The sequence below is a fragment of the Mucilaginibacter sp. P4_D1 genome, assembly GCF_056401935.1.
Window position 1 is genome coordinate 225,679 of record NZ_JBFUIJ010000004.1, and the last position, 17,594, is coordinate 243,272.

The following is a 17,594-nucleotide window of genomic DNA, read 5'->3' on the forward strand; positions in this document are numbered from 1 at the left end:
ATGAAAACCATCAACTTAATCACTTCATTCAAATGCCTGTCTGTGGGCTTATTGTTTAGTGGCGCAGCGGCGTTGGCTGCGGATAAAAAAACGCCTGTAAAGTTTATCAAACAAGGGCTATGGCGCGGCGTATTTACTGTGGCCGAAACTAAGGTGCCTTTCAACTTTGAACTAAAGGGAAAAGATGCCGGGCATGCTGTATTTACACTGATTAACGGAAGCCGCCGGGACAATTTCCACGTAAAGCAAATTGGTAAAGACTCCGTATTTATCAAAATGAATACCTATGATGCCGCCCTGGTGGCCAAAGTTCAGGAAGATGGAACGCTAAGCGGCGAATACCGCAGCCTGGTACCAGGTTTCAAGGGCAATTCTCTGCCTTTTACCGCCGAATATGGTAAAACCTACCGCTTTGTTGAACCAGGGAAGGACGTTGCGCCAACGGCCAACCTAACCGGCAAATGGGAGTTGAAAGTTTACTCAAAAGACCAGGTGCCCAACAAAATTGCCATTTTACAACAAACAGGCAATAAACTTACTGGTGTAATTATGCAGGTAACCGGCGATAGCCGCGAGCTGGAAGGTACGGTTCAGGGTGATGAGTTTCAATTATCAGGTTTTACCGGCCCAAGCCCTAAGATATACAAAGGCAAGATCAACGCTGATGGAACTTTAAGCGGCGAAATTGGCTCTGGCATTTATGACAATACCAAGTTTGACGCGGTTAAAGACGATAAGGCCGAATTGCCTGATCCGTATAAATTAACCTACCTGAAAGAAGGCTACAAAAAACTGGATTTTACTTTTCCGGATTTAAACGGCAAACCAGTATCACTTAGCGATGATAAGTATAAAGGGAAGGTAACCATCATTGAAATTGTTGGTACCTGGTGCCCTAACTGTACCGATCAAACGGTGTTCCTATCACCGTGGTTCAATAAAAATCATAATCGTGGGGTAGAAGCAATTGCTATCGGTTTCGAACAAAAAGACAGCCTGGAGTATGCTAAATACACATTAGGTAAGCTAAGGGATAAGTACAACATTCAGTACGACATTGTTTTTGGCGGACTGGCCGATAAAAAACTGGTTTCGCAAAAACTGCCCGCACTAAACAAGTTTGTAGCGTTCCCTACCACTATCATTATCGACAGGAAAGGCGATGTGCGTGAAATTTACACAGGCTATACCGGTACCGTTACAGGTAAATATTACCAGGATTACGAAAAAAAATTCAACAAGTTATTGGATGAACTGATTGCAGAACCGGTACCGGCCAGCGCGGCCAACCTTACAGGTAACAACAATAAAGAACTTAAAGGAAAATAAACTAAACTAAATCCCGGCAGGGGTAACAGCCTTGCCGGGTACACTTAAACAACCATAAAAACCACCATGACCAAATTATCAGGCGCTGTATTATTTACAGCATTAGTATCGTTAACCGCGTTTACACCATCGGCTATTAAAAGTGTTAAACTGACCAAAGGCCGGTCTGCCACTATTAAAACCTTGCCAGTAGGTAAAAAATTTAAAACATCAACCTTTAAGGTAGATAATGAAAGCAGCAAACTCACTTGGGCTGCAAAAAAAGCCACAGGCGATCATAATGGCGAAGTAAAGGTAAGTAACGGCAACTTTGCCATTGAAAATAACACCCTTAAAGGCGGCAACTTCGACATAGACCTTAACACCATTACCGATGCCGATCTTACAGACCAGGCATCAAATGATAAACTGGTGAGTACTTTAAAAAGTGAAACATTTTTTAATACAGAAAAATTCCCGAAGGCTAATTTTGTAATCTTATCGGCAGCAAAAACTACAGGAAACCAATATGATGTTAAAGGCAAATTGACTATAAAAGGCATTACCAATGAGGTAAACTTCCCTGCAACAGTAACGGTGAGCGGCAAAAAGCTGGCGGCTACGGCGAAGATCACCATCGACCGTACCAAGTACGATATCAAGTTCCGTTCGAAAAACTTTTTTGAAAATCTGGGCGACAAAGTGATCTATGATGATTTTGATTTGAATGTAAACCTCAACGCTGTGGCGCAATAAGCGCTTGAACTCAACGAACTGAAATTTAATAAAAATGGACCACCAATTAGGTGGATAGCCATTGTTTTGACTAAAAACGGCATTTAAAAACTCGCGTAAAGTTTGGAAACGGATCTGGAGCCGGGGCGCATTGGGTACCCCGGCAACTATCCGTACAAGTTTATAAAAGAAACATGAATGCATAAGATATGAAAAAAGGAAAAATACTTTTGGTTATTGTAGCTATCGGTACGCTGATAGGCTTTATGAGTTTTGTGGGCACTAAAGATGATGTGCAAACCAAAGAACAATTGGGCGAAAAACTGTTTTTTGACCCGATACTTTCTGGCGATAATACCATCAGTTGCTCCTCATGCCATAAACCGGAGTTTGCCTTTGCCGATACTGCTACTTTTAGTGTAGGTATAAAAGGAAACCTTACTTCAAGAAATTCACCCGGACTAACTAACCTGTCGGGTCGGCCGCACCTGTTTTGGGATGGGCGTGCATCATCACTGGAAGAACAGGCCCTTGGCCCAATCACCTCGGCTACCGAAATGGGGCTACCAATTGAAGATGCTGTAAAAAAATTAAATGATAATAAATACTACGCAGATGCATTTCAAAAGATATTTAAATCAACACCCACCAAAGATAATCTGTTGAAGGCCATTGCCTCTTTTGAGCGCACACTTGAAACTTCCAACAGCCCCTATGATCGCTATATCAACGGCGACGATAATGCTTTATCAGCTTCGGCAGCGCGTGGCCGCTTATTGTTTATTGGTAAGGCCAATTGCAACAACTGCCATTCGGGCGAAGATTTTACCGCAGATAGGTTTAAAAGTATTGGTTTGTACAATGGTAAAGATTTGAATGATCCGGGCCGGTCAAAGATTACTAACAACAAAACAGAAGAAGGGGAATTTAAGATACCCAGTCTGCGCAATGTTGCGGTTACTGCCCCTTACATGCACAACGGAAAGTTTAAAACTTTGAAAAGTGTGGTTGAATATTACAACAACCCATCGCTTATTGTGAAGGATGGTATTAACCGGGATTTGTCATTGGATAAACCGCTAAACCTGAATGATGGAGAGGTAAATGATATAGTTGAATTTTTAAAAGCGCTTACCGACGATCGTTTTAAGCAAAAAATCGCCTTAAACTGATAATAACTCCCCTGTTAAATAATTAATTAATCATGGACATATGCTGTGCATGCGGTGTAAAAAACACCGTCTTAGCCACTGCTTTGTCTAAAACTATTGTAAAATGAAAAAAGTTGTACTCCTGCTTATATTTTTCAGCCTGGCATACGGGCAAAACATATTTGCACAAAAACGAACGGTTAGCGGAACAGTCATCGCTGCCGATGATAAAGCTCCTTTACCGGGCGTATCAATACGCATTAAAGGATTGAATGAAGGCGCGGTTACCAAGGCCGATGGTACTTTTACTATCGTAGTGCGTAATGGCAAGTACCTGGTATTTTCCTTTTTAGGGTATGAAAGCCAGGAAGTAGAGATAGATGGACTCAAAGAGTTCAATATTGTTTTAAAACCAGCAGGTAATAATCTTAACGAGGTGCAGATTGTTGGCTCGCGTAATGCCAACCGTACCAAGCTCAATTCCGCATCAGCTGTCGATGTTATCGATATCAAGCCTTTACTTGAATCGGCCCCGCAAGTGAGTGTTACACAAATACTACAGTACATTTCGCCATCGTTCCACTCGGTTAACGGCAGCAATGCGGGTGATGCAGGTTCGGCGCTTAGCTTAGCCCAGTTACGGGGGCTGGGACCGGATCAGGTGCTGGTACTTGTAAATGGCAAGCGCAGGCACAAAAGCGCAAACGTAAATTATGGTGGCCTGGGCAATGGGTCTACAGGATACGATTTAAACTCCATTCCGTCGGGGTCAATTGACCGCATCGAGATATTACGCGACGGCGCGGCTGCCCAATACGGATCAGATGCAATAGCCGGCGTTATCAATATTGTGCTTAAGAAAAAAACAGATGACCTTGCTGTTAGTACTTCTGGCAGCACCCGAAGGCGTGGCGACGGGGCAATAACCCGTACCAGCGTAAACTATGGGGTTGGTTTAGGCAACACAGGCGGCTATATTAATGCTACTGCCGAATACGCCACGCAGGCTATCGCGCTGCCCGCCGGAAGAAAAGACGCCGGATTATACAATGGTCCTATTTATGGCGGCGGTGCCAATACCCGCGCTTATGATGCCATTTATACCAAAGAAATTGACGACGCCATTTTGAAAAGCCGTGGTATCGACCGTCATTTTTTTGATCAACGTGGCGGCGGGGCAAACGCTGGCCAGGATGCATTACTGTCTTTTAATGCAGGCTTCCCATTAAATAAGACTACCGATATATACGCTTTTGGTGCTATCAGCAGCCGTAATTCTCAGTTTACCGCCGTTTACCGTTTGCCGGGCTGGACATCAAGGAACAATAATTTTATTTATCCGGATGGGTTTTTACCTGCCATGGAAAATAATATAGTAGATGGATCAATTGCCGTAGGTATAAAAGGAAAGGTTGGTGATTGGAACGTGGATCTATCTAACGTGTTTGGAAAAAATAGTTTTACCAATAGGGTTGATAATTCTTTAAACGCCAGCCTGGGGCTAAAAAGCCCTACCAGTTTTGATGCAGGGAGATATAATGCCGGACAAAATACCACCGGGCTCGACTTCAATCGTTACTTTGAAAAAGCTTTAAAAGGCCTGAATGTGGCTTTTGGAGCACAGCATAGGATAGAAAGCTTCCAGATCATCGCCGGTGAAGAAGGGTCGTATTCAAAGGCAGATCAGCGTACTATTGTTGATGTTGATACAACTGTTGGCGGTATTCCCTATTTGTCAAATGCGGGTGTAACGTCGCTGAACGGCCTGGCCGCAGGTTCACAGATCCACTTAGGTTTCCGGCCCGAAAACGCGGTCAACGTAAGCCGTTCAGTAACTGCCGGGTATGCCGATGTAGAACTCAACGTAACCAAGGCCTGGCTGATATCGGGTGCCGGGCGTGCAGAGTATTTTTCAGATTTTGGCAATGTATTTACCTGGAAAGCTGCCACTCGTTACAGTTTTGCCAGGTGGCTCAACATCCGCGGATCGGCCAATACAGGCTTCCGGGCACCAGACCTGGCGCAGTCTTATTACACCTCCGTTTCTACTACATTTCAGCAGGGCAGAGGAGTGGATATTTTAACCGCATCAAATCAAAGTGCGGCAGCAAGGGCATTAGGTATTCCTAAACTTACGCCCGAAAAATCAAAAGGATATGCACTGGGCCTTACATCGGCACCCGGCAGTAACGTTGAATTAACCGTTGACGCTTACCTGATTAACATCGATAACAGGGTAGGTAATACGGGTAACTTTACCTCAACAGATGCCAATCTTCCGGCAGATGTTAAAACGCTTTTTCAGCAAACAGGCGCGGCACAGGCAAATTTCTTTTACAATGAATTCAGCACCCGTACCAAAGGGGTAGAATTTACCGGTAGTTATAAAGTATTGCTGGCTAAAGGAAATATCAATTTCCTCTTCGGCGGAAATTTTTCAAAAAACGAGGTCACCAAAGTAAATACCCCGAAAGGACTGGAAGCTTATAAGAATGTGATACTGAGCCCAGGCGAACGGGCCAGGGTTACTACAAATATCCCTGCACAAAAAATTAACCTGCAGGGGATTTACAGCCTTGACAAATTCACTTTCCTGTTAAGAACAGTGTATTTTGGCAAAGTTACAACAGCCTCCCTGCTCAGTGCTGCCGACCCGCTTAACCCGGTATATTTTTACCAAACCCTGAAACCCATCTGGGTTACCGACTTTTCGGTAGGATACAAATTTACCTCCAAACTACAGGCTACTGCCGGTGTAAACAACGTATTTAATGTATTGGGCGATTATACCGACCCATCTATAGCCGGTTTGCGCAACCCTACTGTTGTGGGTATTCAAAACGGCAGTGCAGGCATTCAGCCATTTATCAAACTATCCGCTCATTTATAAGCTACATATCATGAATAAGAAAAATTATAATAAATACAGGTTGGTGTTAAAACCAGCGCTATATCAATTAACCTTACTTTTAGCGGGTGTATTGTTTATGGCAACCTCCTGCAAAAAAACAGACTACCTGAATATTAACGATGCAAACAGGCCGGCACTTGCAGCACATATCAGTTTTGTAAACGCAAGGCCGGTAAACGTTGGCATCCAGTTTTGGACGTATACCACCCAGGTAACCAAAACGGCCGTAACCATAAACGCGAAAACCGACTACCTGGACACTCAGTTTGGCGATGTACAGATCAACTTTACAGAAGGCTCCAATACATCTTACAAAGCGTCACGCCAGTTTGGCAACAGTGCTGCTTTTACAACTACGGGTGGCCCCAACGGGCCCATAGCTACTTACTATCATACGGTATTTGCGGTAAAAAACACCAAAGCCACAGCCGATTCACTCATCCTTTTTTATGATGACCTGAGTGCGCCCGCTGCCGGTAAGGCCAAAGTGAGATTTGTACACCTGGCACCTGGCAATGCGGCTGTTGATTTTGGAATTACCGGACAGGCTGCCCTGTTTACCAATACGGTGTACGGCCGTGCGGGCGGATCAATACTTTCTGGTACCGGATTCAACGTTTGGTCACTTGGCCCGTTTGTTACCGTTGATGCGGGTACGGTTAACTTCTCTGTAAGCAAATCTTCAGATCATTCTGCGGTAAGTATACTGAACAACAAGTTAACCAATGTAGTGCTGGCGCCTGGTAAAATATATACCATTTACATCAATGGCACACCGGGCACCACTGATGTTGGCGCAACTATCATTACCCATAATTAATAAAAAACATAGCACAAATAGCAGTGATTTAATAGATGTGCCAATGGAGCTGTCCCGGTTTTTTTCCGGGCAGCTTTATTTCTTAATCAATCAATTTCATAACTAATCAACATCCATCATGAAAAGCAATAATCGCAGAAAATTTATTGAAAATGCAATAAAAGTAACCGCTGCCATCGCCGTAACCGGGCCGCTGATCTTAAGCAGTGAAGACACGTACGCGACCTCGAAAAGCCCAGCAACTATACCGGGCGATGTGCTGAAGTTTGCACAAGTACCGCTGGGCTTTGATTATAAAGCGCTGGAGCCGCATATAGATGCGCTCACAAACGAGATACATTATAGCAAGCATCATGCTGCTTACATCAAAAATGTAAATGAAGCTATAGTTGCCGAAAAATTAAGTTTTACTACCGAAAAGGAGTTTTTTGATCACGCTTCACAGCTTTCGCCCAAAGCGCGTAATAACGGGGGCGGGGCCTGGAACCATAATTTTTTCTGGCAAAGCCTTACGCCAAACTCAACCGCGCCTGATGGAAAGATCAAAGACGCTTTGAACGGGGCATTTGGATCTTTTGACAAGTTTAAGGAACAATTTACGCAGGCTGCGTTAACACGTTTTGGATCGGGCTGGGTGTGGCTGGTGATTGTTAACGGTAAGCTAACCATCGCTTCTACAGCTAACCAGGATAATCCATTGTTTGATAATGCTACAGTAAAAGGTGTTCCTTTGCTGGCACTTGATGTTTGGGAGCACGCCTACTATCTTAAATACCAAAACAGGCGTAATGAATATGTTGCCGGTTGGTGGAATGTAATTAACTGGAGCGAGGTTAATAAAAGGCTGGGATAATGGCAAATACAAACGATTTCGCCGCTCCTCAATGGTAGTGGTATAACAGACTTCTTTTACGAACATTTACTGTTTATGCGGCAATAACCATTATACCGGTTGTTCCTTCATTTTACAACCAGGACTTTGATGCCGGGTTTTCAGTAGCAAATTACCCCTGGAGATGGCTGGATGTGATCAGTCAGAATAGCCGCTGGTTCTTCAGCATCCAGCCTTGTAACCCATCGTGAATTTTCAGGCCGATTATTCGTTTGTTAGTATCTATGGGTCAACAACATGATTAGTAGTCGGTTTGGTTTCGAGGAAAGCGACCGCTACTATCCTATGAATAGGTACACAAGCAATTTTCATATATCCAGTTTTGAAATTAGACTTATCAAAAGGCCATTGATTATCAATTGCACGCTTCCGCTTACCACCATCCCGGCATCGTAGTATTGCGCCGTTATCGCGAACCTTATATCGTTCCGCTTTGTAGATACAACCTACTTCCTGATTAAAATCATGGACAGATGTTTCATTTGGCATTTTCCACTTGCTTATGTCCTGCCGGATGGTTAATATCCTAATTGAACTTTTACCAACTGTATTTTATTGATCTGTTTGATGGCGCCATTTCGTAACTTCAAATTGTAAGGTTATCGAAAAATATTTAATGAAAATAATAGCCTGTACCATGGAATCTATCTTATTAAATTGGTATGGATCAGCTTGCTCGCCGTTACGCTGGATTGGATAGTTAAGCCTAACGATCCAAAAAATGAACCAATAAATAATATTGAAATGTTAAAAGGATATTCATCAGGAAGGCACAACAGGTTTGCAATCGTTTTATTTCTACTTACCGCCATTTAGGTAAATGCAAATGGTCAAGCTGAAATAAACGAGAAAAATTTTTCAAACTACGTGGCTAACCCCACGCCTTGCATCAAAATCCTCCTATTGAAATGCCCATAGGGGCTATTTAGCCAGAGAGCTGGTCAAAACAGATCCTGATTCGCCCTGAAAATGGAGCAATGGGAAACCTTGATAAGTTATATCCTGTGGCAATGAACCAGCGAAATGATTGGTTAAGCATTAATTGCGATCAATGCGGACTTTGGCCCTATTGAACAGACGGTCTGGTACCCTTAATTCGGCATAAATAACTTGCTTAAATCAATCGCTCGATTGCCTTATTGTACATATTTATTGACGAAGCGTACATCGCACCACCTACATCGCACCAGCCTAAAAACTTATGATTATTATTGCTCATATAAACCGGCCTATTGCCCATAGACCCTCACAAAAAATGAAATAATGATAAAAAAGAATAGCCTGGCAGCGGGCGTGTTGCTGCGAACGCTCATATCGCCGATCGCGTTTTTGCGGGAGGCGCTTCTATGCGATACTTTGACCAAGCCAAAACTGGTTGCGCGTCAATTCCACTTTACGGAGGGCTCTTCGGTCGAAAAAAAGGGAGTTGTTTTTTTACTGAGCAACATAATAACAATATCTGGACATATGATACCGATGGAAAGCTGCAGACGCCAAAATAGTAAAATAATAAAGTGGTGGTAAGCAACCCGGACGTGGCTAACCCGGTTTATGTAAGATACGCCGGGAGCGATGAAAGCAGCGTTACCCTGTATAATAAAGAAGGTTTACCCGCAGCGATATTTACCTTTGAACAATAATAAACCAATGGCAATAAGCTTGTAAAAATACACATCGGTAAAATCATATACAGCGTGAATATAACCGGTTTTATTACACCGAAGGTGGCGGCCCAAATCGGCTTTCCAAAGCTTAGCACCGCTATGCAAATAACCGGGTACTACAAGGGGCATTTATTTGCCAGCTATTAAGTACCCGATAATTATAAATAACATGAAAAGAAACGTTTTACTAACTGTATTATTTTTTCTGGCAACAACCTATGCCCAAGCCCAGAAAAAGACCCCGCCAACGCCCGTAACATCTTACGTAAACCCTTTATTGGGCACCGCTACTTTATGGGACCCTAAAGATCTTGGCTTTGTGCCTACCTATCGTAGCTGGGGCGCTGAAGTATTTCCCGGCGCATCCTTACCCAACGCGATGGTGCAATTAACCCCGGTAACACAATTCCATAGCGGTTCTGGTTACCAGTATGAGGATACTGTTATTTATGGCTTTGCTCACACCAGCAAAGGCCACTGGAATTTATGTAACATTCCGCTGATGCCCGCATCAGGCAGCAATTTTTCCGCTGATGATTATGAGTCGCCTTACAGTCATAAAAACGAGTCGGCTCATCCTGGCTATTATCAGGTTTATTTGCAGCGTTATGGTGTAAATGCCGAACTAACTTCAACCTTACGTTGTGCATTCCATCGGTATACCTACAAATCAAACACCAATAAAAAACTCATCGCCGACCTGTCAATGGCCAATGAAGGAGTACGTAGCTGGAAAATTGACCGCGTGGGCGACAATGTGCTAATCGGGTTTCAACAGACCGGCGAAAAAATGTATTTCTACGCGGTGTCTAATCACAAGATCACCGGAATAGACACCCTAACCGCGGCGGCTTCTGCAACCCAGGCCCACGGCCGCCGGGAAAGGCCAGCAGGACCGAAAAAGACGCCGGTGATCAGTTTTGGAGATGCCGCAAAGCCTTTGGAATTGCAAATCGGCTTTTCCTATGTTTCTGTTGAAAATGCTAAAGCGAACTTGCAGAAGGAAATGTTGGGAAAGACCTTTATACAAGTTAGAACGGAGGCCACCGCCGCATGGAACAACTTGCTCGGCAAAATACAAGTTACGGGCGGTACGGATCGCCAGAAAGGATTATTTTATTCCTGCCTTTATCGATCATTCCTTTGGCCTGCATTACGAAGTGATGCCAATGGCGATTTTACCGATATAAGCGGTAAGGTGGTTAACAAGGGCTTTAATTATTATACCGAACCATCCATTTGGGACGACTATCGGAACAAAGATGTATTGTTGGGCATGTTATCGCCAAAAGTACTTAACGACGTTATACAATCGCTGGTTGACAAAGGTAAAATAAGTGGCTTCATGCCGACATTTTTTCACGGCGACCACGCCTCGGTAATTATCGCGGGATCGTATTTAAGAGGACTAAGAGATTACGATGTAAAAGGCGCCTACGAACTGATGTTGAAAAACGCTACCGTTGAGGGTACCCGTAAATACATAGATGAATACAATACAAAAGGCTACATAGCCGAAGACGCGGTAGAAAAACCTACGCTTGGCATTGTCCGAAAAGCTGCAGTTACCAAAACCCTGGAATATGCTTATGACGATTATGCTACCGCCAGGTTAGCGAAAGCGTTGGGCGACACCCAAAGCTATGATATGTTGATGAAGCGCGCCGGTAACTATAAAAATGTTTTTAACCCCGAAACAGGGTTTATGCAAGGCCGTTTGGCCGATGGCAGTTGGGTAAAGAATTTCGATCCGGGCTTTGTATATTACGAATACATGTACCGCGAAGCGAATGCCTGGGAGTCAACTTTCTTTGCCCCGCATGATCCAAACGGGTTAATCTCACTTTTTGGCAGCAAAGCCGCTGCAGAGAAAAAACTGGATGCCTTGTACACTACGCCATATAATGGACGCGAAGCAGCTAATATGTCGGCCTTTATTGGCAATTACTGTCAGGGTAATCAACCTGACCATAGTACTACCTATTACTATTATTTTGTAGGTCAACAACCAAAAGCGCAAATGTACCTGGATAGTATTATGAATCATTTTTACGGCATGGGTAAGTACAAACTGGCCTATCCAGGTATGGACGATGCAGGCGAAATGTCGGCTTGGTTTGTGTATAATGCGATGGGATTTTATACATTTTCGCCTGCTGATCCGAAATATATTGTTACTGTGCCACTGTTCGATAAGGTAACGTTGAACCTGGGTGCAAAACCTACCACCATTATTAAAAAAGGTAAAGGCCGCAAAATAACGGGTATAGCCTGGAACGATCAAAAAGTAAACGGCTATTTTATTGACGATGCAGACTTGAAGAAAGGTAAAACCCTGACAATTACTACGCAATAGATGATCACATCCTGAACAAGCGGCTGTTTTTTCAGGAAACTTAACTTTCTGCAAACATATTATCCAATAATGCCCGGTTACCAACTATTTAAATAGCCGAAAATTCAATAACGAATATTAATCGATAATTATCATGACACACATCAAAAGTATCCTTGTAATTTTGTTTTTGTTAGGTTTTACAAATCTTGTCGCTGCACAAAAGAAAGATAAAACTGTGGGAGCGAAAAATGTATTTTCAAGGGCCACACCATGTATGGACGTGCTTAATCTTTTTACAGCTCCTAATGTTCCTGAAGTAGGCCCAGGTGAAACCCCTGCTGTTGCGGGTAGCTGGGTTAAAGGAGAAACACCTGCAAACCTGCCGGGTATGGGGTTGGCGCAGCATTCTATGCTGCTGGTGGGCGAAAACTACGATAAAATGTTCCTGGTTAATAAAGGCAAAGTGATCTGGACCTATTCTACAGGTACAAGCTATGAATATGATGATGTATGGATGCTTTCAAATGGTAATATCCTGTTTTCCCGAATGGAATATGTAGAAGAAATCACACCGGATAAAAAAGTGGTGTGGCGTTATGATTGCGATCCCGGACCCGGACCTAAACATACCGAAATTCATACTTGTCAACCTATTGGCCTGGACAAGGTGATGTTTGTGGTGAACGGTTTGCCGGCCAAACTGATGGTTGTAAATATTAAGACAGGTGCTGTAGAGGTTGAACATGAGCTTCCATATTCGCAACCACCGAACCCAGATAACATCCATGGCCAATATCGGAGGGCCCGTATTACCGCCGATGGAACTTATCTCGTTTCCGTTTTTGGACTAGGATATGTTGTAGAATACGACAAGGACTTTAAAGAAATCTGGAGGTACGCTTGCAGGCAGCCATGGTCGGCTCTTCGTTTAAAAAATGGAAATACATTGATTACCAATGAGGCCGACTCAAAAGCACAGGAGGTTAATAAAAAAGGGGAGACAGTATGGGAATTCAATACCAAAACCGACCTGCCGGAGGCGTATCAGTTTGCTACCGCGCCCCAAACCTGTACCCGTTTAGCCAATGGTAATACCATTTTTACATCGCGGGGTGACAATAATGGCAAGGGCCCGCAGATGGTAGAAGTGACCAGGGACAAGAAGGTTGTCTGGGTAATGCAAGACTGGAAGACCGTAGGCCCGGTCACAACGGTGCAGGTTCTTGATGATCCGGGCATTCCTGAAATTCCTGGTCAATCAGAACATTGATGGCTAAAATATCTAAACTTTTATGCGCTACATACTAACTTTTTCCGCTAAATTTTGATAGTACACTTTTTAATGATTCAGCGTTTGTCTCACCTACAAGAGGCGAACGCTGAACCATTAAAATTTGATCTTGCCTGCAAATAACATTATTAGCGCTAAATGTTATAAACCAATTAAGCTTATAAGAAAAGGCTTGCCCTATTGTTCTGGCCGGGATTGAACGGGCCTACTTTATAGGTAAACACAAGATAACTTTCAGTTATGATATTTAAGGTAGGAGATAATGTAGATAATTGGAATGCCCAAAACGCAGACGGCCGGGTTGAACGCGCATGGGGTGAAGTGCCGCAGCTGGTTCAGGCGAAACATTACTCCAACCCGGATGCTGCAGACTGTGTCGGACAATATGCCACCAGTTAGGAAACATTATATGAGAGTTCCCCGGCACGTTTCCCAGCTATATATAATCTTAACGATGTCAATAATCTTGAGAGGTATGAAGAAAGCACTGCTGATGGAAAAGGCTCAGGATCAAAGATACCGAACAATTCAAAATTATATGAACAGCTGAAAAAAGTAGAGGAGGGACAGAAAAAATTTCAGACTAATAATTAAAACTTGCCGATTCCATATATCATCAAAACTATACGCCATGTCAAGAAATATATATGTTATGACACCCCGGAAAAGGAGATTCTTCAGAAATAGACGTAATCAGGACCTATGCCGAGAATAAGTTACTTAACGCCGTTTTAAATATCTAACCCATCGAACCTTTATCACGATCAAATCTTCCGACAGGAAGCTCTATGTCAGATAAGTCAGCACTATAAAATCAACTATGACACCTTATATGAAAACAATTAAGAGACTCGCAATCATTTTCATCATTTTGCACCTGGTAGTGATTATCTCCTACGCTCAATCTGATGAGAAACAATTTGTCGGCACCTGGGAACTGGCGCGGCAATCGTACAATAATATTCCAATGAAAGCCCTTGACGGTTATCTCAAAATTTTTAATGCCGACAAGACTTTTGCTAATATGCTCATGCAGAATAATAAACCTATTACCACACACAACGGCACTTATAAAATTGACGGTCAGTATTACTTGGAAAAAACATTATATCGAAGCCCAACAATGATAAGTAATTCTCCTTTAGGTACAGACTTTAAGATAAGGTTTGAATTTAATCAGGAGCATACTGAGCTTACGCTTAACTTTACCGCAGCAAATGGAATACAGGTTGTAGAAATTTGGAAAAAGCAGGTCGTTGCTATTTAATGTTATTCTAACTAAGTATTGGAAACTGTCAATGATAAACCGGTGCTGTTCCTTCACCGGTAATTTTAGACCTCTTTACGTAAAAGAGTAGCACAAAAATTTTGTTCATCGCAGGTTGCTTTTTAAGTGAATAAAAGTAGTTTTTAATCATTCTGAAATTAAGATGTTTTGTTATTTAATATCTTTATTTTCAGGATTTTATAAGATTTCTGATGACCTGTTGGTTTTTGGCTTCGACGGGTCACCCAGAGGTCACCAGAAGTATGCGATTATTTGGTTTATTTTGACTTTTGATATAAACAGAAAACGCCGTAAATTATTTATTTACAGCGTTTTTGTTGTTTTTTAAAACGTAGTTTGCGGAGAGGGAGGGATTCGAACCCTCGATACCCTTTTGAAGTATACACACTTTCCAGGCGTGCTCTTTCGACCACTCAGACACCTCTCCGTATTTGCTAAATGGATTGCAAAGGTAAAATATTATTGCATTTGCCGCTAATAAAAAAGCGGGCACCTTTTTTAAGGTAACCCGCACACACAAAACTTTAACTCAACTTATAAATATGGCAATCATTGGTATTGACTGTTTGCTGATCAGATAGTTTAATTTGGGTAAAAAATATTCTGCATCAATGCAGATAAATAATTTTAGCTTATGTTTGCCTCATATTGCCACATGGCAGTTTTACACCCATAAAAGCTTGTTTAGTTTAAATGCTGAGCATCAACGACATTAAGAAACCTATCGCTGCCGATATTGATGCGTTCGAGGAGAAGTTCAAGTCTTCTATGCATAGCTCGGTACCGTTACTGGATCGTATTACCCATTATATTGTTAAACGTAAGGGCAAGCAAATAAGGCCAATGTTTGTTTTTTTTGCTGCCAAAATTTGCGGCGGCATCAATGAATCTACCCACAGGGGGGCGGCTTTGGTCGAGTTGTTGCACACCGCTTCGCTGGTGCATGATGATGTGGTTGATAACTCTTACCAACGCCGCGGTTTCTTCTCCATCAACGCTTTATGGAAAAACAAAATTGCCGTTTTGGTTGGCGATTACCTGCTATCCAAAGGTTTACTGCTTTCTATCGAAAATAACGATTTTCAATTACTGCGCATTGTTTCGGAGGCTGTTAGGCAAATGAGCGAAGGCGAACTGATGCAGATAGAAAAAGTGCGCCGGATGGATATTGGCGAACCTGTTTATTACGAGGTCATCCGCCAGAAAACTGCTTCGCTTATTGCTTCCTGCTGCGCCTGCGGAGCCTCATCGGCTGGTGCAAACGACGAGGTAGTTGAAAAGATGCGCCTTTTTGGCGAAAAAATAGGCATCGCTTTTCAGATCAAGGATGATATGTTTGATTTTGGTACCGACGATGTGGGCAAGCCCCTGGGTATTGATATCAAAGAAAAAAAAGTTACCCTTCCCCTTATTTATTCGCTGGCCAATACAACACCGGCGGAAAAGAAAAGGATCATCAACCTGGTTAAGAACCATAACGACGACCCTGCCAAAATTGCCCAGATCATAAGATTTGTGAACGAAACGGGCGGTTTGCAATATGCCGAAACCCAGATGAAAAAATACCAGGACGAGGCTTTTGAAATTCTGAACACCTTCCCACCGAGCGACTCGCATAGTGCGCTGGAGCAGCTGGTACGTTTTACTACCGAACGGAATAAGTAAAGATTCCTGATTTAATTCCACATTTTAGGTTGTTCTCTGCTATCTTTATTCTGAGTTAATGGTATCAAGATATGGCAGCTAATAAAATCCCTTCGCTTTTTGAGTGGGCCGGTGGTATGTCGGCGTTTGAAAGGTTGTTTGATAAGTTTTACGATAAGGTTTTGGCCGACGAACTGCTGGAGCCGGTATTTAAGCACATGTCGGCACAGCACCGCCTGCATGTTGCCCATTTTGTTGCCGAGGTTTTGGGCGGGCCTAAAACTTATAGCGAGGAGGAGGGCAGCCATTTTATTATGATAAGCAAACACCTGCAAAAATACCTGACCGAGACCCACCGCAAACGCTGGATGGAACTGTTGCTGCAAACTGCCGACGAATTACAACTACCCAACGACCCCGAATTCCGGTCGGCATTTTTGGCTTACCTGGAGTGGGGTACACGCATTGCGGTTATCAACTCAAAAGAGAGCGAAGCAACCGAGGCTATTGATGCACCAATGCCCGCCTGGGGTTGGGGTGTGCCTGGTGGCCCATATATGCCGGGTAACTAATGCGGATAGTCCTTAGTCGAAAGTCTTAAGGTCTAAGTCAAAAAAAGAGCAAATTCGACTTATGGCTTATAACTTACGACTTAGTGCTGTTAACTAAATTAATTTACGGCTTTCCGTTATAACAACTGTACTTTTTAACTTGCCGAAACTTGTTAACTTCGTAAATGCAATCCTTTTTAAGCAGCCTTAAAATTACCCCTTTTGCCATACTGGATATCCTGTTGCTGGCAACCATCATATACCAGCTTTACAACCTGCTGCGTGGTACTATAGCCGCTAATATTTTTATCGGGCTTGCATTTATATACCTGCTGTACTTTATTGTGCCCGAAACCAAAATGCCGCTATTGGCCGGCATCCTGAAAAAGGTGGTTGATGTAGGTATTATCGTGGTGATCATCGTTTTTCAACAGGAAATCCGGAAGTTTTTGCTGCTGGTAGGTAAAAACGCATCCTTGCAGCGCAATAAGGCCTGGTGGCAGTATTTTTTTGGTAAAAAGGAGGTGGAGAAAAACAACTACGCCCGCATTAAACCCATTATTGATGCCTGTAAAAGCCTGAAGCAAACTAAAACCGGCGCCCTCATTGTGTTTGCCAAATATTACGACGAGCAGTTTTACCAAAATAGTTGCGAGGTTGTTGAAGCCCGGATATCTAAACGATTGCTGGAAAGTATTTTTCAAAAAACAAGCCCCCTGCATGATGGGGCCGTGGTGATTGCCGAAAACAAGATTAAATCGGCCAGCTGCATTTTGCCGCTGACCGAGAAGACCGATCTGCCCGCGCAATTTGGCCTGCGCCACCGTGCAGGCATCGGCGTAACCGAAGCCAACGAAGCAACAGCCATCATTATATCCGAAGAAACCGGCGAATTATCCTACGCCAAACAAGGCCGGGTAAAAATGAACATCAGCTTTGCCGAGCTGGAAAAACTATTGAATAAGGATTTTTAGTTTGAACTATATAAACTTATCATTGTT

General features: G+C 43.0%; 14 protein-coding genes and 1 tRNA gene. 14 read left to right on the forward strand and 1 reads right to left on the reverse strand.

Features of this window, described 5'->3' with window-relative positions; all coding sequences use genetic code 11:
* The 11 genes from AC1DV1_RS06420 to AC1DV1_RS06470 all read left to right on the forward strand — a co-directional run bounded on the left by AC1DV1_RS06420 (position 1) and on the right by AC1DV1_RS06470 (position 14,377).
* Positions 1-1,329: a peroxiredoxin family protein gene (locus AC1DV1_RS06420; RefSeq protein ID WP_477356721.1), complete on the forward strand. Its 1,329-nt coding sequence runs from the start codon at positions 1-3 to the stop codon at positions 1,327-1,329.
* A 66-nt stretch (positions 1,330-1,395) separates the two neighbouring features.
* Positions 1,396-2,064 (forward strand): YceI family protein, encoded by a 669-nt coding sequence (locus AC1DV1_RS06425; protein ID WP_477356724.1) that lies wholly within the window; start codon positions 1,396-1,398, stop codon positions 2,062-2,064.
* Positions 2,065-2,252: 188 nt separating this feature from the next.
* A complete protein-coding gene (locus tag AC1DV1_RS06430; RefSeq protein WP_477356726.1) occupies positions 2,253-3,215 on the forward strand; it encodes a cytochrome-c peroxidase in 963 nt (320 codons plus the stop codon).
* A gap of 103 nt (positions 3,216-3,318) precedes the next feature.
* Positions 3,319-6,084, forward strand: coding sequence for a TonB-dependent receptor (locus AC1DV1_RS06435; RefSeq protein WP_477356728.1), 2,766 nt, complete (start codon positions 3,319-3,321; stop codon positions 6,082-6,084).
* Positions 6,085-6,094: 10 nt separating this feature from the next.
* A complete protein-coding gene (locus tag AC1DV1_RS06440; RefSeq protein WP_477356730.1) occupies positions 6,095-6,925 on the forward strand; it encodes a DUF4397 domain-containing protein in 831 nt (276 codons plus the stop codon).
* Between the two features lie 118 nt (positions 6,926-7,043).
* Complete coding sequence (locus tag AC1DV1_RS06445) at positions 7,044-7,778, forward strand: superoxide dismutase (RefSeq protein WP_477356732.1); 735 nt, start codon at positions 7,044-7,046, stop codon at positions 7,776-7,778.
* Between the two features lie 1,553 nt (positions 7,779-9,331).
* Positions 9,332-9,457, forward strand: a complete 126-nt coding sequence (locus tag AC1DV1_RS06450; protein WP_477356734.1) for a hypothetical protein — start codon at positions 9,332-9,334, stop codon at positions 9,455-9,457.
* Positions 9,458-9,650: 193 nt separating this feature from the next.
* Positions 9,651-11,837 carry a GH92 family glycosyl hydrolase gene (locus AC1DV1_RS06455; protein ID WP_477356736.1) on the forward strand — a complete coding sequence of 729 codons (2,187 nt, stop codon included), beginning with the start codon at positions 9,651-9,653 and terminating at the stop codon, positions 11,835-11,837.
* Between the two features lie 133 nt (positions 11,838-11,970).
* Positions 11,971-13,089, forward strand: coding sequence for a hypothetical protein (locus AC1DV1_RS06460; protein WP_477356738.1), 1,119 nt, complete (start codon positions 11,971-11,973; stop codon positions 13,087-13,089).
* Positions 13,090-13,350: 261 nt separating this feature from the next.
* Positions 13,351-13,509, forward strand: coding sequence for a hypothetical protein (locus AC1DV1_RS06465; protein WP_477356740.1), 159 nt, complete (start codon positions 13,351-13,353; stop codon positions 13,507-13,509).
* A 433-nt stretch (positions 13,510-13,942) separates the two neighbouring features.
* Positions 13,943-14,377: a DUF4488 domain-containing protein gene (locus tag AC1DV1_RS06470; RefSeq protein WP_477356742.1), complete on the forward strand. Its 435-nt coding sequence runs from the start codon at positions 13,943-13,945 to the stop codon at positions 14,375-14,377.
* Positions 14,378-14,737: 360 nt separating this feature from the next.
* On the opposite strand, the gene AC1DV1_RS06475 is transcribed toward AC1DV1_RS06470, so the two are convergent.
* Positions 14,738-14,825, reverse strand: a tRNA-Ser gene (locus AC1DV1_RS06475).
* Positions 14,826-15,091: 266 nt separating this feature from the next.
* Between AC1DV1_RS06475 and AC1DV1_RS06480 the strand changes: the two genes are divergently transcribed.
* The 3 genes from AC1DV1_RS06480 to AC1DV1_RS06490 all read left to right on the forward strand — a co-directional run bounded on the left by AC1DV1_RS06480 (position 15,092) and on the right by AC1DV1_RS06490 (position 17,567).
* Positions 15,092-16,063: a polyprenyl synthetase family protein gene (locus tag AC1DV1_RS06480; RefSeq protein WP_477356744.1), complete on the forward strand. Its 972-nt coding sequence runs from the start codon at positions 15,092-15,094 to the stop codon at positions 16,061-16,063.
* A 71-nt stretch (positions 16,064-16,134) separates the two neighbouring features.
* Positions 16,135-16,614 (forward strand): group II truncated hemoglobin, encoded by a 480-nt coding sequence (locus AC1DV1_RS06485; RefSeq protein WP_477356746.1) that lies wholly within the window; start codon positions 16,135-16,137, stop codon positions 16,612-16,614.
* A 164-nt stretch (positions 16,615-16,778) separates the two neighbouring features.
* Positions 16,779-17,567, forward strand: coding sequence for a diadenylate cyclase (locus tag AC1DV1_RS06490; protein WP_477356748.1), 789 nt, complete (start codon positions 16,779-16,781; stop codon positions 17,565-17,567).
* The last annotated feature ends 27 nt before the right edge of the window (positions 17,568-17,594 follow it).